Source organism: Bifidobacterium canis (genome assembly GCF_009727065.1).
GTDB classification, from domain to species: Bacteria; Actinomycetota; Actinomycetes; order Actinomycetales; family Bifidobacteriaceae; genus Bifidobacterium; species Bifidobacterium canis.
The window spans coordinates 95,350-118,613 of the sequence record NZ_WNLP01000005.1 but is presented as its reverse complement, the minus strand read 5'-3'; the positions used below and the strand labels follow the sequence as shown (position 1 = coordinate 118,613).

23 protein-coding genes and 2 pseudogenes are annotated in these 23,264 nt (G+C 52.1%); 19 read left to right on the top strand and 6 right to left on the bottom strand.

The window, feature by feature from the left end:
- Positions 1-373: 373 nt before the first annotated feature.
- Complete coding sequence (locus GSD1FS_RS05825; RefSeq protein WP_155588796.1) at positions 374-1,258, bottom strand: beta-1,6-N-acetylglucosaminyltransferase; 885 nt, start codon at positions 1,256-1,258, stop codon at positions 374-376.
- 302 nt (positions 1,259-1,560) lie between these two features.
- Between GSD1FS_RS05825 and GSD1FS_RS05820 the strand changes: the two genes are divergently transcribed.
- Positions 1,561-1,848 (top strand): hypothetical protein, encoded by a 288-nt coding sequence (locus GSD1FS_RS05820; RefSeq protein WP_155588795.1) that lies wholly within the window; start codon positions 1,561-1,563, stop codon positions 1,846-1,848.
- Entirely contained in the window at positions 1,845-2,078 is a 234-nt protein-coding gene (locus GSD1FS_RS05815; protein WP_155588794.1) for a hypothetical protein, read from the top strand. Before GSD1FS_RS05820 ends, GSD1FS_RS05815 begins: the two co-directional genes overlap by 4 nt.
- Before the next feature lie 580 nt (positions 2,079-2,658).
- On the opposite strand, the gene GSD1FS_RS05810 is transcribed toward GSD1FS_RS05815, so the two are convergent.
- Genes GSD1FS_RS05810 through GSD1FS_RS05800 form a run of 3 tightly spaced genes read right to left on the bottom strand, consistent with a single transcriptional unit; the run spans position 2,659 to position 4,641 of the window.
- Positions 2,659-3,291 carry a capsular polysaccharide synthesis protein gene (locus GSD1FS_RS05810; RefSeq protein ID WP_155588793.1) on the bottom strand — a complete coding sequence of 211 codons (633 nt, stop codon included), beginning with the start codon at positions 3,289-3,291 and terminating at the stop codon, positions 2,659-2,661.
- Complete coding sequence (locus tag GSD1FS_RS05805; protein WP_155588792.1) at positions 3,264-3,629, bottom strand: capsular polysaccharide synthesis protein; 366 nt, start codon at positions 3,627-3,629, stop codon at positions 3,264-3,266. Before GSD1FS_RS05805 ends, GSD1FS_RS05810 begins: the two co-directional genes overlap by 28 nt.
- Before the next feature lies 1 nt (position 3,630).
- Complete coding sequence (locus tag GSD1FS_RS05800; RefSeq protein ID WP_155588791.1) at positions 3,631-4,641, bottom strand: glycosyltransferase family 2 protein; 1,011 nt, start codon at positions 4,639-4,641, stop codon at positions 3,631-3,633.
- Between the two features lie 245 nt (positions 4,642-4,886).
- Between GSD1FS_RS05800 and GSD1FS_RS05795 the strand changes: the two genes are divergently transcribed.
- The 9 genes from GSD1FS_RS05795 (at position 4,887) to GSD1FS_RS05760 (ending at position 12,289) form a co-directional block, all read left to right on the top strand.
- Complete coding sequence (locus tag GSD1FS_RS05795; protein ID WP_155588790.1) at positions 4,887-5,513, top strand: YveK family protein; 627 nt, start codon at positions 4,887-4,889, stop codon at positions 5,511-5,513.
- Positions 5,477-6,283 carry a tyrosine-protein kinase family protein gene (locus tag GSD1FS_RS05790; protein ID WP_155588789.1) on the top strand — a complete coding sequence of 269 codons (807 nt, stop codon included), beginning with the start codon at positions 5,477-5,479 and terminating at the stop codon, positions 6,281-6,283. Before GSD1FS_RS05795 ends, GSD1FS_RS05790 begins: the two co-directional genes overlap by 37 nt.
- 11 nt (positions 6,284-6,294) lie before the next feature.
- Positions 6,295-7,185, top strand: a complete 891-nt coding sequence (locus GSD1FS_RS05785; protein WP_155588788.1) for a hypothetical protein — start codon at positions 6,295-6,297, stop codon at positions 7,183-7,185.
- 170 nt (positions 7,186-7,355) lie between these two features.
- Entirely contained in the window at positions 7,356-7,739 is a 384-nt protein-coding gene (locus GSD1FS_RS05780) for a hypothetical protein (protein ID WP_155588787.1), read from the top strand.
- A 374-nt stretch (positions 7,740-8,113) separates the two neighbouring features.
- Positions 8,114-8,572 carry an NUDIX domain-containing protein gene (locus tag GSD1FS_RS05775; RefSeq protein WP_155588786.1) on the top strand — a complete coding sequence of 153 codons (459 nt, stop codon included), beginning with the start codon at positions 8,114-8,116 and terminating at the stop codon, positions 8,570-8,572.
- A complete protein-coding gene (gene rfbB, locus GSD1FS_RS05770; protein WP_155588785.1) occupies positions 8,573-9,592 on the top strand; it encodes a dTDP-glucose 4,6-dehydratase in 1,020 nt (339 codons plus the stop codon). It abuts the gene before it with no gap.
- Between the two features lie 130 nt (positions 9,593-9,722).
- Positions 9,723-9,851, top strand: a complete 129-nt coding sequence (locus GSD1FS_RS10150) for a hypothetical protein (RefSeq protein WP_281349839.1) — start codon at positions 9,723-9,725, stop codon at positions 9,849-9,851.
- Positions 9,848-11,551: a DUF4012 domain-containing protein gene (locus GSD1FS_RS05765; RefSeq protein ID WP_343030220.1), complete on the top strand. Its 1,704-nt coding sequence runs from the start codon at positions 9,848-9,850 to the stop codon at positions 11,549-11,551. The genes GSD1FS_RS10150 and GSD1FS_RS05765 overlap by 4 nt, the downstream gene beginning before the upstream one ends.
- Before the next feature lie 291 nt (positions 11,552-11,842).
- Positions 11,843-12,289, top strand: a complete 447-nt coding sequence (locus tag GSD1FS_RS05760; protein ID WP_155588784.1) for a hypothetical protein — start codon at positions 11,843-11,845, stop codon at positions 12,287-12,289.
- A 189-nt stretch (positions 12,290-12,478) separates the two neighbouring features.
- On the opposite strand, the gene GSD1FS_RS05755 is transcribed toward GSD1FS_RS05760, so the two are convergent.
- Both GSD1FS_RS05755 and GSD1FS_RS05750 read right to left on the bottom strand, forming a co-directional pair.
- Entirely contained in the window at positions 12,479-13,507 is a 1,029-nt protein-coding gene (locus GSD1FS_RS05755; RefSeq protein WP_155588783.1) for a resuscitation-promoting factor, read from the bottom strand.
- Between the two features lie 342 nt (positions 13,508-13,849).
- Positions 13,850-14,245, bottom strand: coding sequence for a thioredoxin family protein (locus GSD1FS_RS05750; protein ID WP_155588782.1), 396 nt, complete (start codon positions 14,243-14,245; stop codon positions 13,850-13,852).
- 200 nt (positions 14,246-14,445) lie between these two features.
- Between GSD1FS_RS05750 and GSD1FS_RS05745 the strand changes: the two genes are divergently transcribed.
- The 8 genes and pseudogenes from GSD1FS_RS05745 to GSD1FS_RS05710 all read left to right on the top strand — a co-directional run bounded on the left by GSD1FS_RS05745 (position 14,446) and on the right by GSD1FS_RS05710 (position 23,253).
- On the top strand, positions 14,446-15,072 hold the full coding sequence (locus tag GSD1FS_RS05745) for a DUF4916 domain-containing protein (protein WP_155588781.1): 627 nt from the start codon (positions 14,446-14,448) through the stop codon (positions 15,070-15,072).
- Between the two features lie 54 nt (positions 15,073-15,126).
- Positions 15,127-16,037, top strand: a pseudogene (locus GSD1FS_RS05740) (alpha/beta fold hydrolase).
- A 2-nt stretch (positions 16,038-16,039) separates the two neighbouring features.
- Positions 16,040-17,140, top strand: coding sequence for an NAD(+) diphosphatase (gene nudC / locus GSD1FS_RS05735; protein WP_155588780.1), 1,101 nt, complete (start codon positions 16,040-16,042; stop codon positions 17,138-17,140).
- 41 nt (positions 17,141-17,181) lie between these two features.
- On the top strand, positions 17,182-17,589 hold the full coding sequence (gene gcvH / locus GSD1FS_RS05730; RefSeq protein WP_155588779.1) for a glycine cleavage system protein GcvH: 408 nt from the start codon (positions 17,182-17,184) through the stop codon (positions 17,587-17,589).
- 73 nt (positions 17,590-17,662) lie between these two features.
- Positions 17,663-19,122: pseudogene (locus GSD1FS_RS05725) on the top strand (App1 family protein phosphatidate phosphatase).
- A gap of 83 nt (positions 19,123-19,205) precedes the next feature.
- Entirely contained in the window at positions 19,206-21,647 is a 2,442-nt protein-coding gene (locus tag GSD1FS_RS05720; protein WP_155588778.1) for a S9 family peptidase, read from the top strand.
- Between the two features lie 97 nt (positions 21,648-21,744).
- Positions 21,745-22,002, top strand: coding sequence for a hypothetical protein (locus GSD1FS_RS05715; protein ID WP_155588777.1), 258 nt, complete (start codon positions 21,745-21,747; stop codon positions 22,000-22,002).
- 210 nt (positions 22,003-22,212) lie between these two features.
- Positions 22,213-23,253: a 3-isopropylmalate dehydrogenase gene (locus tag GSD1FS_RS05710; RefSeq protein WP_155588776.1), complete on the top strand. Its 1,041-nt coding sequence runs from the start codon at positions 22,213-22,215 to the stop codon at positions 23,251-23,253.
- Positions 23,254-23,264 lie beyond the last annotated feature (11 nt).

The following is a 23,264-nucleotide window of genomic DNA, read 5'->3' as shown; positions in this document are numbered from 1 at the left end:
GTGGTAGAGGGATCCTCAAGTCGTGAATACTCGCCAGATATTCTACAGACGTTCACACGAGTGAATAACGAAACGAAAGTTTTTCTCGACACTTTTTCACATGATAAGCGTTTGGATCAGGCATTTTATGCACGTGTGATTCAAAGTGTGCATTCATACATGCTGTTTTGGATATTTCACCCACAGAATCCGCAAACATATCGTGATAAAAACGAGAGTTACTCCGCATTATCAGCAGTGAACCTTACAACGAAGCACTATGCCAGCTCGATTATGCAAGCGCAGCGAAATCTATTGCCGTGTTCGCGGTATTGCTTAAGTTCCATTGCTGCTTAGCGCTTGACGGCGCTATCAATATTGAAAGAATAAGACGCTAGTTGTTCCACGAGCGTTTCACTGCGTCAATCACGGGGGCGCATTGTGGCAATACAAATTTTCTGGCGAACAAAATGTCTGGTGATTCCAGAGTAGTCAGATCGCCCATTTCGATCGGACGTGGTGAAGAGTCATGTTTCGAATATTGCTTCCATTCGATGAAACGAAGATTGCCTTGAGGCGCAAGTGTTGACTCTAATGGAGTTCCCCAGATTTCGGAGATGATGAACACTTCATCGCAGCAATAGGTGAAACGATATGTTTTGCGAATGTCTTGTTGACGTGACAATAGAAATCGTACGCACCCATCAGTCAAGCTCACCCAGTTCAAACTTTTGTGGAACACACGGTTTTTACCACGATGAATACCGATAGCTCGTTGTGCGTAACAAGAAGCGAAGTCGATATATTTTGCCAAGTTGCGTTTTTTCCCAACCAAAGTGTTCTGCAACAGGTGGTATTGATCGTAACGCATAGCGATGGCAGCTGGATCGTGACCGCGTTCACCGTCTTGCGCAGAAGTGATGAAATTCAATCCGCGGTAGCGCTGGCAATAGTCATGAATATAATCTTGTGATTTCACTGGAACGTCTACGCCGGAAATCAGGTGGTAGTAGTCATAGTGGCTAACCCTGGCAGCTTCTGAAAAGAGCAGCATTTCACAGTCGATCTGGGAAGATCCTCCCCACACAACATTCAACCGAGGCGTAAAAAACAGTCTGGAATGATGCACGCTGTTAGTAAGCTCATTCATCGGTACGTTGTTAGTTTTCTTGTCGATATGAAGGAAAATATCATTGCGCGCATCATCAATCATCGAGAGTAGATACTGCAATTCGCTAAATGAGCTATGTGCCATGATAAGATAAGCATGTTTTGACATATCTATTCCTCTCTCAATCGACGAAAATAATAGATGCTTTTAATACAATCTATAGGTTCGTCTACCCTAGAAACGGTATAGATAGATTAGGAAGTGGGGGTAATATACATTGCGGATATCGGTATACCCACTGATGAAATTCAACATTAGCATGGAGTGATATTGTGCCTTTTCTTCTTGCACTCCCACTTATGTTAGTTCTAGGTACGTGTCTATTAACTGTGACTACGTCATTTATGTTTGAACGTGCACGCTCATTAAGCGCTGTAGTATTACTGTTGTTCACGTTAGGAATGGCTGTGATGGCTTATTACGTGCAACCGGTGCCTGGTTCCTATACTGATTTGGAGCGTATCGCTACTGAAGTGCATCTTGTAGAGGAACATGGTGTCTCACAAATTGCAGATCTATATGCGTTGAATCCGCTTTCAACGGTATTGATAGCTATTGCTGCAGGTTTTCATGATGTGAATTTATTGAAAGCTATATCGGCATTTCTGCTTTATGGCGCATTGTTTTTGGTCATATATTGCGAATGGGCTAAAAAACACATTTCACGAGGCATATTCCTGTTTATGTTCGTTTTGTGATGATCATCGTTAATATGCCAGGTGTTGTTTTTGGCGTACGACAGGGTGCTTCATTCGCAATGGCAATTGCTGGAGCATATCTTTGGCTGCGCAATCGGCAGCCAATTGCAGGATGTGTGATTATTGTTGCCGCAACGTTGCTGCATTTCAGTTCGGTGGTCGTTCTAGCTGCTGTGTTACTTTCGAGAATAACCAGAACTGGCATTTTACGAGTTATTTATTTTGCATAGCGCTGTACCCGTTGTTGACGTATGTGCCGGTATGGGTGTTGGCAAAGATCGGAGCTGGATCCGCTGTACAGATTTTGCTATCTAAAATGAATGGCTACTACATGTTCGGCTCAAACTTTGAACTGTTTGCTAGTCCTTTGGCTCAAGCAACTGCAGCTTTACGCTTATGCATGTGTATTGGTATTGTGCTCCTTGCACGATATTATGCACGGTTCAACGTGCAGCAGACGGCGCAACGTTATTGCCGTTTCTTTATAATCATCATGTTGGTGTGTGTGGGATCTGCACTAACAGGTACACCATTTCGTAGATTCACATCGCTTGCTTGGTATGCTGCGCTTCCACTAGTTGCATGGGTGATGCAGGGTCTAATTGAACGTAATCAGGTGAACCAGCGAATAGGTCTCCAGTCGCAGTCGAACTCATCTAGTTTCTCTGTACGTGTATCGAATCTATATGATCAATTTATATATAGCAGAGTACTCTATATGATTTTCATATGTATTTTATTCGCTTTGGTTGTCATGTCTGTATATGACTGGCACTCGTTTACACGATTCTATATATCGGCTCAACAAGTTTATGCATGAATTGTTGCAAATAATGTGCTCAAAGCAGTCTCTTCGTACGGGACGTGTCGCGACAATTTGAATGCGTAGGTGCCATCGCGAATCAACGCATCCAAAGAATTGAATTGGCCACTTTTCAATTGTGGGGCAAGTAGCTCGCAGGACCGGTTCGATGATGGTAGTTGCATATATTCGTCTTGGATGATGGGGATGTTATCGATGCCTATTAAAGCGGCTTGATTGATCATTAAATAATGAATCAAGCGAGTTTCGTGCTTCCAATAGTTGAATAGGAAGTCTTTCATCCATGAATACAGCAGCGCGTGAGGTTGTCCGGCGATCATATACCCCTCCCAGCGTCTGATCTCCGGGTATTTCTGCGACTGTGCAAAATGCGTATCCAAATCTTTGATCGTGTAGAACGGAGATTCAAATATTGAATGTGGCACAGACTGAGTGAGTAGCACAGTAGCGTCAATCCATAGGCCGCCATATTGTTCAAGCAGGGCCACACGCATCAGATCTGTCATATGCACTGGAGAAATATCGCCAGCACGGAATTTATCATGAATATATGCTGGGAATTCAACATAATCATCAATGTTTTCAAGTGAGATTACTGTATATTGATAGTCTTCAAGCATATGTTTTGCACATTGGTGATACGTTGTAGCAATGGCGGTAGATCATCTTCCCCCTGCAGCCAACACATCCATGCATGAGGAGCCTGTGTGGTAAATGGTGTTGCTGTTTCTTCAGGGTGCGCCATGATCCATGTAGAGAGAAAGTCGCCGTACTTTGAGAGCAATTGCTTCTCTACGATATTGGAAGAGTAGTCATACAATGCCGCAGGGTAGAAATGCGTGAACTTACCCAATTGAGCAGCAACGGTAGTCATTGCTTTGGTCATGGCAAGTCTGGTGGAGTAGTTCTTGCGGATATAAGAGAGTTGATCTAGCGCGTTCACAGTTCCTTCTTCCAAACTAGTGCCGTGCTCTGGCGATATGTGCGCGTGTCTTGAGAGCAGCCTGAGCGGGGACATATCCAAGCGAGATAATCGTATACAGCACACGATCTTTTCTGCTACCCATGTGCTCGTGCCATACTTGAGGAATATGCGAGAATAGCCCGCGCTGATACTCATAAAACACGTGTTTGCGTCTCTTCGGAGAGATTTTTGCGGAACGGCACGTGTGAATACACGCTTGCATGCGGCTTCCTAGCATGTCGAGTTCTGCAGAGGGCATGAGATCGGGGAATTTTTCTTGCAGAAGGTGTGAGAACTGCTGATGCACCAGCACGGAATCACGCACGTCTTGCTCGCTTTGGCTGTTTTGCAGACTATCTGGGCGCGACGAAGTGTATTCGTAATGAATTCCAGATGCATATGCCACGGTGCGGGCATTCGCGATGGCAGTGACGCACGGCACGAAATCAGAGCATGTGCGTTGTGGGGGGAATGGATTGTTGGTGAACAAGTGCCGTGCGAAAGCTTTGGCCCACAGTGACCCGATAATCGTATCAGTATGCAAAATGGTGTTGAGCACAGCGTGCGCATCAAGATTATCGGCATCGCTCAGCATGCTGATCTCTTTACGCTCGATGCCGTCATCCTTCATCTTCCACCAATCGGTGAGCAGAAGATCGGCATGCGTGCGCGCGGCGGTTTCCCGCAACGTTGCAAAATAACCATCACTCACATTGTCATCAGGGTCGATGAAGCACAGGTAGTCGCCATTAGCGTGTGCTACCGCATTATTGCGCGCCGTTGCAACACCTTGGTTGTTTTGATGGAGCACTACGAAATGCTCTTCATTGGCGACCTCATCCAGCAGTTGCGGAGAACGATCTGTGGAACCGTCATCAACGAAAATGATCTCTGTCTGTTCGAGGTTCTGATTGCGTAATGTTGTAAAGAGTCGCGGCAAGTACGTCTCGACGTTATGGACTGGAATAACAACGCTAAATGTTGGTATCGCTGATGAAGACTGCATAATCGCCTTAAAACTGTGTGATGTACAATATAAACTCAAATTCTACTATATTTGACAGTATATCTTGACATTTATAATGCCGTAGTTGAACAGGTACGCTTGAAGCATCAACTTCATGTAATTAGTTGTATATTCCTCTTTTGCGTAGAATCGGTTTGCTGCTTGGTTTTATGTCACTTTGTTCCGTGATAATGTACGTGGCAGATGGAACTAGATGGAGTTGATGGATCTACTAGAGGTGTGTTATGGCACAGCAATACAGTCAATTGGTTAGAGACGAAAAAGACAGTGGTGTAACTCTACGCGGTTTCTGGCATATTCTCCGTGCCCATTGGATCACGGGTCTTGTGGTTTTTGCTGTGGTTACTGGACTGGCCATGTTTATGCAGCGCGGTGAGTCGTTCAGTTATGTTGCTGAGACCAAGGTATTGCTGTCGGTGTCAGAAAATACAAGTGACTCGGGCGCGGACGGTTATTCAGGTCCTTTGATCACAACTAATTCAACGGCATATTTGAGATTGCAAGCGTCGAATGCTCAAGATGTGTGCAAAAGCTCAAGCGTGCTGCAGCCGGTTATTGATGAGTTGCACCTCAGTATGAGCACGAGCCAGCTTGCAAATACGATATCAGTGGCGAATACACAAGATACTTCGATTCTTAGCGTCGCGGCTTCTGAGAGCGACGCTGATTCCGCGGTGCAGATCGCAAATGCAGTCAGTGCCTCCTATGGTAAACTGATTCGTCAGCAATCCGCGCAGTCCCAGTATGCACTGCAGGCGCAAACGATTCAAAAGGCAGAAGACGCTGCGCTGATGCGTGGATCAAAAATAAATTCATGGTACTTGGTGGAGCTCTGTTGGGCTTATTGCTAGGCATTACTGCCGAATTGATTCAAGATGCATGCTCCCGTCGCGTGAAGAATCGCAAAGACCTCGAAATGCATATTGATGTGCCGGTGATAGGCGAAGTTGCAAACACGGCAGATGAATCCAAGATGAAGAGTTTTGAACTCATCAGCAGTCGTCTCATGGTATCATCTCCATATGTGGAAACGCATAGTCGTTGCTTTGCGTTTACGCCAATAGGTGATAGTGCATTGGTACACACTACCTGTGAAATAGCCAGAGGTATTGCATGTACTCTGGCAGACAGTGGCAGTGTGCTACTCGTTGACGCCACATTTGAGCACAATGAATTGGCACCTGTGCTGCAACTGCGTGAAGCGCAAGGGTTCACTGACGTGCTGGCGCAACGTTTGAGTGTGCACGACAGCATTCAGCATGTGAATATGAATGGCAAGGCAGTGGATGCTATCGCAGCTGGTCCTGTACCACTGAATGCAATGGATCTCATGAACGAAGCACTGGTAAAGTTCTTGTCGGCCGTGACTGCAGACTATGACTATGTGATGCTGGTTACAGCATCGCCAGCCGATGGATTGACTGCTGCACAGGTTGGTGCAGATCTCATCGGCGTTGCTGGACGCCAGCAAACCTCATACGAGGAACTTGACGCGCTTGCAGACCTGGCAAACGATATGAATGTATCTGTGGCAGGCATGCTTTACACTGAAAACAGTGAGATTCCTGACGGGCTCAGTTTCGCTGAGCCCAAGTTCTTAGCGGAGCAAGTGATCGGCTGACAGGGGCGGCGATGCGAGGAAAGAGCGAGAAGACGCAGGCAAATCAAAAGATTAACAGGGTCGTTATTGCCAACCTTGACTCATTGGAGCAGAGCCGAACCTGGGCTGACATCACCCAACATGAATGGCATCGCAATAACTTTGCTTTTGAGAGCACACTAACCCAGACGCTTCCAGAAATAACTTGCGCGAATGATGACGAGCAAGTTCCGGGTAAACAGACACGATTAAGCAATAATGAGGTGCAATCATGCATGAGAGCATATTGCAGGGATCTTGATGCAGAGAAAAACGAGCGTTTGCTATCGTTGTACCCTGAATATGCCAATAGATTCGCGGGAATCATGCGTTCTGCGTATCTGTATGCGGAAAACATTGTGATTCCATATAACCAATTGCTCGATGGAATATTTTTCCTCTCTTTGGGACCTCAGCGCATCAATGACATGTTGGGGAATTTCAGCAAAGACAACGCAGTGCTGGTGATCTCAGGCCGTGCAGCTGATCTTGAGCACTGCATGAAGTCGTTTTTCTTCACGCAGCAGGAATATGGTGTCTACACACTGAATCCTATGTATTATTCAATGTCTGGACTGCATGTAACGCGATCCGGTATCGAGAAGATGGGGCAGTATAACCTATATCTCACACGACGTCTTGAGCACTTCGATCAAGGGACGGATGACATTTGTTCAATTATTGCTGACGCATTTGCCCACTACGCTGCAACAGTAGCGGCAGATGAGACAGAATGGTCAGTGCAATTATTCACTTTTCTGACTGACCAATTGCGCTCATGGGTTCAAGCAGTGAATAGTGGGTTGGTTGCATATGAAGATCAGGAACATCCGCATGATAAAACATCTAACGATGAAAAAGATCTTTTGGGGGATCTTTTATAGGCCATTATGGACTTAGCTGTGATACTTTAGACAGGCAGCTCCGAAAGAACTGGAGACTTAACGATCAAGAAGTTGCTGAGGTACATGCTATAGGAGAATGTCTCAAACGAACCGATGCATTCAAAAAGATTCGTCAATTGAGGTTTGCAAATAGACTTTCTAACGATAATTTGAAGTTACATGATTATCTTGAGGATTGGTATCAGTACATCTATGATCTTGCAGTAGCAGAGTTGCTTCAAGCTGATTTGATCACTGTGCGTGCTACCAAGAATTCTTTCGTAGAGCAGTACTCCAAAGATAATCAAGAACCAGGCCATTCGTTATCCTTCGACGGAGAAATCACCATTGCACTGGGTGAAATGCCTGATGGGACGTTTGCTGACTTCTGCTATGCGCATCGTGGCACTATTGCGCAGTGGAGGGCATGCGATAGTCACAGCAGCGCAAGAGAGCAGAAGCATGCCACGAGGGATATCTCATATGCAGTTGGCGATGATACTGAAGAAAAACCTTTAAAGATCAGCAGAAAAATTTGGGTATCTCAGCTTTGATAGTAGCCATAGCGGCAGTCGTTTCAGCGATCGTGGATTCTGGTTTGCTGACTAGTAGCACTATGCCCATTAGTATTATTATTGCGGTAATCTTTTTGTGAACTTATTGCCGACAATAAATGAAGTATTGCAATGGTATTTTAGAGCAAAATCTTCGGAAAAAACTATTGTCAGTCTTAATAAGAATTAAGCTTGTACAGGAGCCTGTGATCACTGATGATTGACTATATTAACTGCATAGAGCAGATTGAAGCAGAACCATCAGGAGCATCACCTCTGCAAGTCTTGAATGAGCGGGTAGTGTATCGTGAAGAAGGCGGTGCCGACTACACAGTGGAAAAATCGAGGCTAAAGTTAAAGCCTCGGGTCAGCATGTGCAATTTCATGTTGCGTCGGTAAAGCAAGGAAAGACCGGTGCCATTTGTGTGGCATATCACCATATTGGAGATGCTGCGTATATTCTTTTGGGCCGTCACTGGCGACCGTCGTTGACGATGTGGGAGTGGGAATTTCCCCGAGGCATGGGTGAGCAAGGTGAAGCAGTTGAAGAAACTGCCGTACGCGAATTCCGAGAGGAAACCGGCATAGTTGTGGCTGTGTCAGAAGCTCACATTCGTCAGATTGTGCATGCTGATACCGGTATGTTACGTGATCGCATTGCAGTGGTGACGCTGGATTGTGAGAATAATCCATCGGCGCAGACTGATTGGGAATTGAGCGTATTGCACTGGGTGTCGGTGCCGGTGTTCGAGCAGATGATTCAACAGGGCATGATACACGATGGACTCACTTTGGCCGCTTGGTCGGTTGTTACTGCGCTTGCACATAAGTGAATGGAGCACAGCCTGATGTTCAGTAATATTCTTGTGACCGGAGGATGCGGCTTCGTCGGTTCCAATTTTGTGCATTATGTGCATCGCAATCACCCAGAAGTGCATATCACCGTGCTTGATGCGCTCACCTATGCCGGGAATCTAGAGAATATCAGTTCATTACTCTCTCACAACGTGGATTTCGTGCACGGTGATATTTGTGATGACGAACTACTTGACCGGGTAGTGCCTGAGCACGATGCAATTGTACATTTTGCCGCAGAGTCGCATAATGACAATGCAATCGTAGATCCAGCACCATTCATAAGGACCAATGTCGAAGGAACATTTCATCTGCTAGAGGCAGCGCGCATGTATGATGTGCGTTTTCACCATATAAGCACTGATGAAGTGTATGGAGATCTCGCACTTGATGACCCTGCGCGATTCACTGAACATTCACCATATCGTCCGTCGAGTCCTTATTCTGCATCAAAGGCAAGTTCAGATATGTTGGTGCAGTCTTGGCATCGTACTTATGGTTTACGCACCACCATCTCAAACTGCTCAAATAACTACGGTCCATATCAGCATGTTGAGAAGTTCATACCCCGGCAAATCACCAATGTCATTGATGGGCTTCGGCCAAAACTGTACGGTGATGGACTTAACGTGCGCGATTGGGTACACACCGATGATCACTCGAGTGCGGTATGGGCCATACTCACTAGGGGACGGAGCGGCGAATCGTATTTAATTGGCGCTAATGGTGAGCGGAATAACCTCACGGTGATGCGTGCTATTCTGTGCGAAATGGGGCAGCCGGAAGACGCCTTTGAATGGGTAAAAGATCGCCCAGGGCATGATCGCAGGTATGCGATTGATGCAACAAAACTGCGTACTGAGTTGAAGTGGAAACCAATGCACACGAACTTTGAAGCAGGTTTGCGTGAGACTATACGATGGTATATCGATAACCAACAATGGTGGCGGCCGTCGAAAGCGGTAACAGAACAAAAATACCGTGCACAATGCAGGTAAAATTGTGGAGATCCGATTTGAGGCATTTGCCGATTCAGGCAGGGGTACTACACTCGTTGTACGAGTTAAACACTATTCTTAAGTGATCATAGTTCCTGATCCCCATGATTCCTGAAACGAAAGGTCGGGTATGGCCCAGACAGAAGTGCAGAAGTCTGAGACTGCCGAAGGCAATGAGAAAAAGCATGCAGCTGTGAAGAGAGCGTGGTATAAACGCATCCATTGGTGGGGATGGATTCTTATTGCCATTTTGCTGTGATCATCGGTTTCTTCGGCACACTCGGTACTCAGGCCATCATGGTGAAGAACCATGAGGAAAAAGCCATTGCCGTGGTGAAAGATGCCGTTAAAGGCGGCAATCTGAGCAACATGTCGGACGCGATCTCTCAGATGCAGGAGAACACGAAGCAGGCAAACGAGATTACGCACAATAGGCTGTGGAGTTTCGTGGCGTCATGGCCAGGCGTCGGCAGCAATATTCGTGTTGCGCAGAATCTCACACAGATCGTCGATGACATAGTGAAGCAGAATGCGCCTGAATACGCTAATATCGCCACAAAACTTATGCAATCAAAGTTGCTCTCTGACGGCAGCATTAATATCGAGCCAATAACCGAAGAGCTGCCGGCTTTGGCAACCGCCAATAGCAATTTGATGAAGCAGCTTAATCGCATCAACGATCTTGAAGAGCCTTCTATCGGAATTGTGCGGAACTTGGTCAACCAAGCCAAAGGCATGGTGAGCACTGCCGATAACACTCTTCAGCAGGTTGAAGATGTTGCTAAAGAGCTGCCGTCATATTTGGGGTATTATTCACCTCAAACATATGCCATTATGGCTATGACTCCGGCGGAAATGCGTATGTCGGGTGGGCTGATTGGCGCTATTGGCACGCTCACCCTCGATAGAGGCAAATTCACTATAGGTGATTTCCGCTCCAACCCAGATTATGTACAGTACGGTGTGGCAGATATTGATGCGGATTCGAACAGAATCTTCAGGGCTGAAGGCCCGCTCTATATGTCGTATGATGTTCGCGACCTTGCCAACTATCCATCCACGCAAAGCACTGCTGAGGCATTTAAAACGATTTGGGACAAGACTCCTTGGGGTGAGAACACGGAGCTTGATGGTGTTATCTTGGCTGATCCCGTTATGGTTCAGGCGTTAGTGAAAGCTACCGGAGACATCAAGCTACCAAATGGAACTGTGCTTACCGGCAGCAATACTGCCGAGTTTCTGATGAACACGGTGTACAAGGACTATCTCGATGAGTCTGATGCATATTTCGGCATCGTTGCCAAGGAATGCGTAAGCAAGTTAATGTCTCAGATGGATATGAAAACCATTGCGACCCTTGCAAAAGATGTGATCTCGCTATCTCATCAACGTCATTTCTCCATGTATTCGTTTAATGAATCACTGGAAAAACTTCTCAAAGATTCGGGTCTGTCGGCTACCACACCAACTGATAAGGCGAAACCTGCAGTTGGCATCTATCTGACAGAACAGAACCCATCGAAGATCGGCTGGTATATTCAGCGTTCCACGAAGGTCACGCAGATCTGTACTGACAGTGCGCCATACAAGTATCATGTGGAATACACGTTGCACAATACTTTGACGGACGAGGAAGTCGAAAAACTGCCGAACTATCTCACCGGTGAGCTTTCATACAACGAGGGAACGGGTGTTGAGAAGATACTCTTCTTCCCGCCATTGGGCGGTGAGATTTCCAACTTCAAGGTGGAGGGCACTGCTTCAACACCACAGATGGACTCGTTGTATGCAGAGATCATGTATCAATCTCTGGCTCAAATCCGCCCAGAGCAGACAGTGACCTATTCGTTCGATGTTACAACCACGAAGTACGCAACTTCGCAGTTGAAGATCGATCAAACGCCAATGGGCACTGAAGACACGCATGTGCAATACATGAATTCCTGCCCCGCAAACTAGCAAATACAACGAATACGCCAACAATGGCATAGCAACCGGCTGTGGCCGCACGCAGAAATATTGCGTGCGGCCACAGCCGTTTTTATACAAAAACCAGAGAAATATATAACTGTTTTAGCTTGAGCATAAAACTTGAACTGTTAACTGCAAAATACGTGATATTTTAAACAAAATAGGAATCTTGTGTAGAATAATTCGCACATTATGTTATGTTATACAAGTAGCTAAATTTTGTTGATTTAGTAAGTAAAGAAAATAAATGCCCGCTTGTCGACGTAAGGAAGTTTGTATATGTCGTCTCTTCAGGGATTCGAAGTCGTTAGCCCAAACACCGCCTCTGGCCGTTCCGTTCTCACCGTCACGCGCAAATATGTGCGTCTCAACAAGAACGCGGTGCTGGAGCTCGGCCGTCCGGAATTCATTGAATTCCTCATCAACCCAAGCAGCAAGCAGTTCGCGTTCAAGCCTTGCGAGGAAAGCAATCCGAACGCCATCCCGTTCTTCGTGCCGGGTAAGACCACCGCATCGGTCACGTTGAGCATGCAGTTCGTGCTCGATGCCATGGAACCTTATTTTGATTTCCCGGAAGTCGCTGACGATCAGGAAGCCTACGCTCAGCTCAAGGGTACGTGGATTGCCAGCGACAATATGCTGGTGTTCAACTTGGGTACTGCCGAGCAGGGCGTGATGAAGAAGCGCGGTCGCAAGAAGGGTCAGAAGGCCGCTTCCAACGACTGAAACGCAGGTAACGCGCAACGACTCAGTGCTTGCAGATATTGGGGTGTGATTATGTCACACCCCATTTATTTTGTTCAGAAGAATGAAATATTGTTGCTCGCATAACTCAAATTTTGGTGGCATATACGAAATTGGGGAGTCACCACAGTGGATGACTCCCCAATCAGAGTGATTATCTGCTAGCAGAGATCAGTAGCAGTGATTTGCCAGCCAGTAGCTGTATGCACCCTGAATCGAACCGTAGCGGCCCTTGCAGTAGTCCCAGAACCACTTGAGCTGCGTCTGGTAATTCGACTGCCAGTCGGAGCCGTGCGAAGACATCTTGTTGCCCGGCAGAGCCTGTGGAAGGCCGTATGCACCGGAGCTCGGGTTCGTGGCGCTCACATTCCAGCCGGACTCGTGGCTGATGATGTAGACGGTGGCGGTGAAGTCCGCCTCGCTGTAGCCATTCGAAAGCAGGTAGTCGTGCGCCCACTGCTGCATGTCGCCGACAGGAGTCGTGGTGCCGATGCTGGAAGCGGCGGAAGATGAGCTGGAGGAGCTCGAGCTGCTGGACGAGCTCGACTCGGTGGAGCCAGTGCCGACGAGGATCACCTTTTCAACAGGCGCCTTCTTCACATAAGAGGCGAACGTGTTCGACGAGATCACCTTGTCGCCAGAACGAGTGACGAGATTCGTCTTCTCGAGAATGCCTTCCTGTCCTTCGGTCTGCACCTTCTCAGTGCCCTTTGGCAGTGAAGGATCCTCTTTCTTCACGGTGTTGAATGGAATCTTCGACTCTTCAGTCTCAACCTTCGCACCCTTGCGAGTGATCGTGATCGTCGTGGATTCGGTGACCTTGCTGGTGAGCGACGGAGACACTTCGTCGCCCGGTTCGAGCGTGATGTCGCCGGCGTCGAGCACAGACTTCACGTTGGTGAAATCCTGGCCAAGCACGACGCGCGACTCACCGTTGATCTTCACGTTGACATACGACGTGTTGGAGTCGTTCAACGCTTCACGCGCATTGCCACGGGAGGCTGCGTGTTCGTCGGTGATGGAATATGCGGTCGAAGTCGCCGTTGGCCCGGCCTGAGTTTGAGATGAGTAGATACTGCGGGTCGCAACGACTCCGGCCACTACAAGACTCACCGACGCGATGGCAGCGGAGATGCGAATCCACTGGCGCTTGCTCAACGAGCGCAGCGTAGGTGCGGTGTGCTTGCTATGGTGTGCCATTCTTCTCCTAAGTATTCGCGGATAATGCTGATGCCTTCGCTACTCAAACTACCTAGACAAAACATAGCGTGGTATGTGTGCGGTGTGCCAGACCGGGCGTCTTCAACACATACTGTTCGCAAGTATACGCCGGTTGCGGCTGTTTTGCCACAGGAACCGTGAATGTGTCACCACGTCCACACATTCATCTATTGGCGCAGAAAGGCGCATACCAGCGCGCCTATTGACGCGCATGTGCCGTTCGTGTTGGCATATATTTCAATATTTTCGCGAAAAGAAAACAAAAGAGGCGCATGCCGTAGCATGCGCCTCGTATTCATGGAGGAGAGAAGTATTACTTAATTATTGTTCCTGTTCTTCGAGCAATTCGTTCTGATCAGCACCGTCTGCCTTGGCTTCGGCGAGCGCCGCGTCAACGTCGAGCGCCTTCGCCTGCGAGATGAGATCGTCCAAGTCAGCCGCGCGCAGAGCGCCGGCTTCCTGATAGATCACGTGGCCTTTCTTCACGATCATCAGCGTCGGCACCGCCTGGATGTTCGCGGCGTTCGCGAGATCCTGGTTCTTGTCGATGTCGATTCTGCCGAAGAACATGTCGGGATTCGCGTCAGATGCCTTGTCGAAAATCGGGCCGAATGCCTTGCACGGGCCGCACCATGTTGCGTAGAAATCGAACAGTGCCAGCTCGTTGCCGGTGACTGCTTGCTCGAAATCCGCGGAAGTCATTTCTTGAACTGCCATATTGTGCTCCTTACGTCCGGGGAAATGTGGACTCGGGTCAGCGCGTCCTACTGACATACAACACGAAGTTCGCTGTTTTGTTCCGCATATTGTGCGAATACGCTTGCGGTGTAACTTTCCGCTCTTCGGCGCGCGTGCTGTGTTGCGCGCAGGGCAACGCGCGGTGAGTATTCGTTGGCAAGGCGAGACATAATACTTATATGCGAGTCTTGAATGATGAAGTGCCCGATGACGACGATTTCGATGCGGGGCGTTCACGTGGCGAGTTCGACCACATCACGCCCGAAGACATCACGCGTGGCACGGGGAACAATCCTCCCGGCTGGCTTGACGCCGATGAAATACAGCGTTTGCGCGGGCTTGTGCCGATTCCGTATGTGGAGATAGTGCCGGTGCGTGTCGATGACTTCGGGCGCGTGACGCAGATCGGTTCGCTGCTGCGCGTGGCGAACGACCAGTCGATCGTCGAGCGCGCGCTGGTCGCCGGCCGCGTGCTCTACCACGAGTCGATTCGTGAGGCGATCGCCCGCAATATTTCGCGCGATCTCGGCGAGCTCGCGCTGCCGGTGCTGCCGCAGACGCTGACGCCGTTCACCGTTGCCGAGTTCTTCCCGACTCCCGGGGTTTCGCCGTATTACGATTCGCGCCAGCATGCGATTGCACTGTGCTATGTGATCGCGATCGCCGGTGATTGCAAGCCGCAGGATGAGACGCTCGACGTGGAGTGGGTTGATACGCACGGCGACAAGCTGAACGAGTTCTTGGCGCAGATGAACGACGGGCACGACACGATTGTGCGGCAGGCGCTGGCGTGGATGAATCTGTGATTGATTTCGACTGAATTTCTGTGATTGATTGTGCAGGGGAGAGGAAGAGAAAGTATGACGGCTGATTTGCCGATTATTGCGAACCACGTGCTGCGCGAGGGGCAGGGGATTCCGCTGGTGCTCATTCATGGTTTTCCCGTGGATTCGCGCATGTGGCAGCGTTGCGCAATGGTGCTTATGGAGCTCAGTGACGCACAGGAGTTGGTGCAATACCCGATTTGGGCGCCGACATGCCGGGTGCTGGGCAGAGCCCTGTGCCCGACGCCGCACGCAGTGGCCGCGAGAACGCCGACGGCTCGCTGCCTGACGGTTTGGATTTGATCGCCGACGCTTATGTGCAGCTTGTTCAAGATGCTGGTTACAGTCAGGCGATCTGGGCTGGGCTGTCGATGGGCGGTTACGTGGCGCTTGACATTCAGCGCCGCCACCCCGAAACGGTGGCTGGCTTGGCGCTGCTCGACACGAAGGGTGACGCCGATTCCGCCAAGGCGCACGCTTCACGCATCGCCATTGCCGAGGAATGCGTGAAGAAGCAGACCTGTGATCCTGTGATGTTCTTCGTCGATGTGCATGAGGGCGATTCGAGCATCAAGAAATCAGACGCCTACATCAACCAGTTCAGCGAGTGGATTCGCGAACAGCAACCGAACGGCATCGCATGGCGTGAGCACATGGCGGCCGCGCGCCCCGATTTAAACGATCAATTCGCCAAGATCACCGCTCCTGCGGCTGTGATCTGCGGTGAGGAAGATCCGTCGAGCTCGCCGGCGGTGATGAGACCGCTCGCCGAGCAGATGACGAATACGACCGTGGTGATGACGCAAATCGAGAATTGCGGTCATTTCAGCGCATGGGAGCACCCCGAAACGGTGGCCCGCGCACTGCATGATCTCGTCGCCCGCGTACCGGCTGCAGCCGCAGCCGACCCGAGCGCCGCCACCGCCGATGTGATTGCGAAGGAGTGACGATGTTCGCACCACTTGCCTTGACCCAAGCATTGCCATATCTGCCGCTTGTGCAGGGAGACATCGACTATCAGGTGGATCGTCGAGACGATCCTCAGCTCATCGAGCAGACGTTGCAACTGCCGTCCACACGCGTGCTGCTGTGCCGCAACGGTAGGGTAGCGGTGCCGTTCGGCCAGCACAATCTGCTGCAATTGTCGAACTCGCGCATGCGTTTGGCTGCGTTGCCGGGCTCGTATGCGGCTCGCGCGCTGCGTTCTGCGCCGAAAGGCGTCATCGCCATGTATCTGGGTTGCTACCGTGGCGCACACGACGAGCACGCGGTCGCCATCGACTTGAGCGCACTGCCCGAAGGCCCGCAGATGAGCTCGGCGATGGAACGCGCGCAACAATCAGGCGGCACGGTAGATGCGGCGTTCGAAGATGATCTCGATTCGCGCGAGTCCTCACAGGAATCGAGCGTGCTCGAGCAGGCCATCACGCGATTCGACTGGGTTGATCTGCGCGCCTTCGCACCGCATGCCAGCTCACGCGAAGTCGGCCAGGCGGTCACGATGCTCTCGCTCGCCAACTGGCAGAACTCCCAGCATCATTGCCCATCGTGCGGATACCCGACCGAAACCGCGATGTCGGGCTGGGCGCAGCGTTGCACGAACGGCGGCGACAATAATCGCATTCTGTTCCCGCGCGTGGAACCGGCGATCATCTGCACGGTCGTCGATTCGAAAGACCGCCTGCTGTTGCAGCACAACCGCACATGGAAAGGCAACCTGTTCTCCATCTCAGCCGGTTTTGTGGAGGCGGGCGAGAACCTCGAACACGCGTGCCGCAGAGAAACCGAGGAAGAGACGGGCATTCGCATCGGCGAAGTGAAATACTTGGGCTCGCAGCCGTGGCCGTTCCCGTTCTCGCTGATGATGGGCTTCAAAGCGCAGGCGTTGAGCAACAACATTCACGTGGACGGCGACGAAGTGAACGCGGCACGGTGGGTGACGCGCGACGAATTCACCGACCTGATGGTCACCGGCGAAATCGAAGTGCCGGGCAAAGCGACAATCGCGCGCGTTATGATCGAGGAATGGTACGGGCGTCAGATCGATTGATCTGAAGTGACGAATACCACGAATAATTTTTGGAGGATACTATGGCGGACTCGCAACAGAATGCACAGCTCGATGTGCCTGATTTTCTGCAGTATTCGCATGACCATGTGTGGCTCGACGACTCGGTGACTCCGGCTACGTTGGGCATCACCGAATTCGCGGCGAATAAGATGGGCAACATCGTGTTCGTAGATCTGCCGGAAGTCGGCACCCGCGTCGAAGCGGGCGACGAAATCGTGCAGATCGAGTCCGCGAAAGCGGTCGAGCCGATGATCAGCCCCGTCGCCGGTGTGGTGCGCTATGTGAACACCGAAACCGAAGATGATGGCGCGGTCATCAACGACGACCCATATGGCGAAGGGTGGATCGTCAAAATCGAACTCGACGATGACGAGCCAGATATGCTCACAGCGCACGAATATTCGCAGTTCATCGCACAACAGAAGTAGCGAATAATAGATCACGGAATCATAGATCACAGAATCACTGATCACTGATCAGAGAGAGCGTGGGAGAGACGGCATGCCATATCGAGACAGGTCGGAACGCGAGCTGAAGAACACCAAGCGTATCCTCGAGAACGCGTTGGCGCAGGTGGAACGCGAGCAAGCGAAGCGAGCGGGCGAGAGCGAACTCGCGCCGCAATCCGATCTGGCGGTGGAGCAGCAGGAGCAGCAGATCGAGCCGCGCGTGGTCGCCGGAGCCGCCGACAGCGAAATCGAAGAGGCGCCGGAGCAAACGTGGCACGCGCCGGCCGTCGCATTGCGCACCACGTCGGCGGCGACGTCGAGCGACGACATGCCCACGGTCGCAGTGCCGTTGGGATCGCTGTCGGCCTCGAACGCGCAGCCGCGCTCGATTCGCTCGCTGACACGCAATCCGCGTCTGATCAGTTCGATCAAACGCGTGCTGCGCAAATCGATCACGTTCGTATTCGGCATCTGGATCAAGATGTCGACGGTGATGGCCAAGCAGCTCAACTGGTATCCATCGGTGAAACCATATGTGGGCTATGGCACGCAGGAGTATTCGCGACTGGTGTGCCGCACTATCTATGCGCCCGAGCATGCGAAGCCCCACACGCCTATGCGCGGCATCCACGCCATGCTCGAAGTGCCGTCGCCGGGCGAGCCGGTGCGCATCGACATCGACGGCGTGGCACTCAAAACGGTGCAGGTCGGCACGATGGAAGTCTATGACCGCATGGATCCGACGAAAACGGTGACGATGGACTATTCCGTCTCCGATTCGTCCGGCTACCTCGACCTGCTCGCCGAGCATCATCTCGACCCCGGCGTGCACACGTTCAGCTGCACCGTCAAGCATCGCAAGCCGGTGCAGGCCGAACTGTTCACGATTCCGAGCACGGCGAAAGTGGGCGTGATCTCCGACGTCGACGACACGGTTATGGTGACGCAGGTGCCGACCTTGTGGAAGGCGCCTACAACATGCTGTTCCTGAGCCCGCACAAGCGCGCCTCGGTGCCGGGCATGGCCGTGATGTTCAACAAGATTCAGGCCATGTTCCCAGGCGCTCCGTTCTTCTACCTGTCGACGTCGCCGTGGAACGTGGAGAGCTCGATCCGCAACTTCCTGATCGACTACGGGTTCCCCGACGGTGCGCTGCTGCTGCGCGACCTCGACCCACGACCAAAGACCTTCGTGCCATCCGGCGTGCAGCACAAGCTCGAATACGCCGAACAGCTGATGGAAGACTTCTCCGACATGAAGTTCATTCTGATCGGCGACGACGGGCAGAAAGACCCCACCACCTACGCGCAGATCGCGAAGCGTTACCCAGGGCGCATCCTCGCCATCGGCATCCGCCAGCTGTCTCCGCGCGAATCATCCGGCAGTTTCGGCACGGTGTCGGGATTCTCGACGACCCAGCCGATTCCAGTGACCGATGTGCCGGTGTTCACCGGCACGACCGGCGCGAACATCATGAAGACGATGCTGCCGTATTTGCAGCAATTCGTCTGATCGCATCCGATCGAATTGTGCTGCTGTTTAACAGCAGCTAGGTGGTCGTGTCGATTCGATCGGGCGCGTATAATTTCGCCCAAATGAGCAAATCGCAATCTTTCCCGAAGCCGCCGGTGGCCAAGCAAGTGCCACACGAGCGAGTGTTTCATAACGACGTTTTCATCGACCCCTTTGAATGGCTGCGTAACAAGCAGTCCAGCGACGTGCAGCAGTTCGTGCGTGAGGAGAATGCATACACGGACGCGCGCATGGCACCGTTGAACGGGCTGACAGACACGCTGTTCGACGAGTTCAAATCGCATATTCAGGAAACCGATATGTCGGTGCCGACGCGCATGGACGGCTACTGGTATTACGCGCGCACGCAAGAGGGCAAGCAATACGGCACGCAATGCCGCATGAAGGTGAGCGATCCGGCCGATTGGACGTCGCCGCAGATCAACGCCGATGACGCGCCGGGCGAAATCCCCGGCGAGCAAGTCGTGATCGACGCGAACGTGGAAGCCGAAGGTCACGACTTCTTCCAGATCGGCGGCATGGATATCAGCAAAGACGGCCAATGGCTGCTGTTCGGCGTCGACACCAGCGGCGACGAACGCTACGATTTCCGCATCCGCAACATCAACACCGGCGAAATGCTGCCCGACGAGCTGAACGGCATCTGCGGCGCATGCTTCACGCCGGATGCACGCTACGTGTTCTACACACTGCTCGACGAAGCGCAGCGCCCGTATCTGATCAAACGCCACAAAGTCGGTACGCCGGTGAGCGACGACGTTGAAGTGTATCGCGAACTCGACGAGAAGTTCTGGGTGGGCATCGGCGTCTCCTTCGATGAGAAACATCTGGTGATCGGCACCGGTTCGAAAACGACGAGCGAAGTGCTCATGCTGCCGGTGAGCGACCCCGAAGGCGAGTTCACGCCGTTCATTCCACGGCATGAGGGCTTGGAATATGACGTCAGTTTCGCCACGTTCGAGGGAGCTGGCGCGGATGGCGGCGATCTGCCGGTAGCGATCGTCTACCACAATGCGAACAATCCGAATTTCGAAATCGACGTCATCGACATGAGTAAGTATGCCGCGCCGTACGCGATCGGTGACGGCGTGTGCATCGCTTCCGGTTCGCCATATGGCAGCGAAGACGGCGACGCGGTTATCGCGGGTGCATCGCAGCTGCCGGTCGGTACGCCATACAGCGATCCGCGTAACCCGGAGATTCTGCAGGGAGCACGCGGCCTCGCCATCGAGGGCATCGCCTTGCATAAGCATTTCGTCGCGTTGTCGTATCGCGCAGATGGTTTGACGCATTTGGCGGTCATGTCGAAAAAGCAGGCGACGCAAGACTTCCTGAACAATCGCCCGTGGCAGTTCAGTGAAGTCGCAGTGCCCGAACTCGACGGCGATTGGGACGTGCGCGCGAAGCACGATGCGAACAATGCTGATGAAGCGATCAATCCGCATTGCCTGCAGGGATTCGCGGGAAGCGCCGCGCGACTCTATTCGATCGGCACGGCGGGCAACCCGAGTTATGAAGCACCTCGCATGCGCTACATGGTGACGAGCTACACGCGCCCGGGTGAACTGCGTGAACTCGACCCGAACACCGGCGAAGACGTGTTGCTGCGCCGCGCCAAAGTGCTCGGTGACTTCGATGCGCGCAACTACGTGGAGCGTCGCATTTGGGTGACGGCACGCGACGGTGAGCAAGTGCCGGCGTCGCTCGTCTACCGGCGTGATGTGCCGCACACCAACATGCCGACGTTCGTGATCGGCTACGGGGCGTACGAGATCAGCTCGGACCCGGGATTCTCGGTGTCTCGCCTGAGCATGCTCGACCGTGGGGTGCTCTACGTGGTGCCGCATGTGCGTGGAGGCGGCGAAATGGGGCGTGCGTGGTATGAGATGGGGCGCAGGCTCAACAAGAAGCATACATTCGAAGACTTCATCGACGTGACCCGTGCAGTGCAGGATTGCGGCATGGCAGACGTCGCGCGCACGGTGGCGAACGGCGGTTCGGCAGGAGGCCTGCTGATGGGCGCCGTCGCGAACATGGCACCTGACCGCTTCGCAGGCATTGAAGCCGACGTGCCATTCGTCGATGCGTTGACGACGATCCTCGATCCGTCGCTGCCGCTCACCGTGACCGAATGGGACGAGTGGGGAGATCCGCTGCACGATGCGGCAACGTATCGCTACATGAAGTCGTATTCGCCATACGAGAACGCGCCGCTTCCATCGGTGAGCAAGAGCGAATCCGGTTCCACAGTTGCGCATTGGCCCGACGGCCGTGAAGTGACCGCGTTCCCGAAGATCTTCATCACCACATCGATGAACGATTCACGCGTCATGGTGGTCGAACCTCTGAAGTGGGTGGCGAGATTGCAGTCGGCGGGGCTGGATGCGATCATCCGCATCGAAAACGAAGCCGGGCATGGTGGCATCAGCGGGCGCTACAAGCAGTGGCGGCAAATCTGTTCCGAGAACGCCTGGGTGCTCTCCTGCATGGGCCTCACCCGCTGATTTGCTGTTTTGTCGCTTTGTTTTGCCGTTTTCGCATGGAAATCAGCTGATTTGTGTGTGTTAACGGCAAAACTAGCTGCGTTAACGTCAAATCTAGGTGTCAGAACGGCAAAAGCGTGCTGGTTTTGCCGTTCTGACGGATGGTTTTGCTGTTCTGACACTTAGCTTTGCTGTTTTGGCATTGTCATTGCCGGCTCAGCACCCTTTTGCTGTTTTGGAATTTGGTTTTGCCGTTCTGGAATCCGGTTTTGCTGTTTTGGCACATAATTTGGTTAAAACCTATGTATTAACGGCAAATCCAGATGTATTAACGGCAAAAGTGTGCTGGTTTTGCCGTTGTGGAACCTGGTTTTGACGTTTTTGCATATATTTTGGTGAAAAACTGTGTAGAAACGGCGAATCTGGGTGCGTAAACGGCAAAAGTGGATGGGCTGGCAAAGGTGGATGGGACGGCAAAATGGCGTGTGTTCATGGATGGTCTCAATATGTGAAATATTAGATGGCGATTGTCCAAGAATTGAACGGCGCACTTTTCGGCCATGTGAGCGCGGGTAGTCTGCTTCGTATGACAGAAACTGCACAGCAATACACAATCGCCGTCATTCCAGGCGACGGCATCGGCAAGGAAGTGACGCCTTGGGCACAGCGGGCTTTGGAAAAGGCCACAGAAGGCGTTGCGGCATTCGATTACGAGAACTTCGATCTCGGTGCGGAACGCTATCTGCGTGACGGCGAGATTCTTCCTGACGAAGACCTCGAACGCATCAAGGGCACCGATGCGATTCTGCTCGGAGCGGTGGGCGACCCGCGCATCAAGGCCGGAATTCTGGAACGTGGTTTGCTGCTCAAATTGCGATTCGCGCTTGACCAATATGTGAACTTGCGCCCGTCGAAGCTCTACCCGGGAGTCACGTCGCCATTGGCGAATCCGGGTGAGATCGACTTCGTAGTGGTGCGCGAAGGCACCGAAGGCCTCTACTGCGGTGCGGGCGGCGCGATTCGCCGTGGCACCGAGCATGAGGTGGCCACCGAGGTGTCGATCAACACCGCGTATGGCGTCGAGCGCGTGGTGCGCTACGCATTTGAGCTCGCGATGAAGCGCCGCAAGCATGTGACGCTCGTGCACAAGAAGAACGTGCTCGTCAACGCTGGCGATATGTGGCAGAACATCGTCAACAAGGTTGGCGAGGAATACCCAGAGGTCACGCATGACTACTGCCATATCGACGCGGCGACGATATACATGGTCACCGAGCCGTCCCGCTTCGACGTGATTCTGACCGACAACCTGTTCGGCGACATCCTCACTGACGAAGCTGGCGCAGTCGTGGGCGGCGTGGGCTATTCGGCATCCGGTTGCATCAACGCCTCCAACGAATACCCGTCGATGTTCGAGCCGATCCACGGTTCGGCGCCCGACATCGCAGGCAAGGGCATCGCCAATCCAACCGCTGCGATTCTCTCCGCCGCCATGCTGCTGCGTCACCTCGGATTCGACGATGCCGCCGCGCGCATCGACGCCGCCGTGGAACTCGACATCGCCGAAAACGGTTCGACGCCACGCTCGACCGACGAAGTGGGCCGCGACATCTTGGCTCGCTTGTAAACTATTGCCCG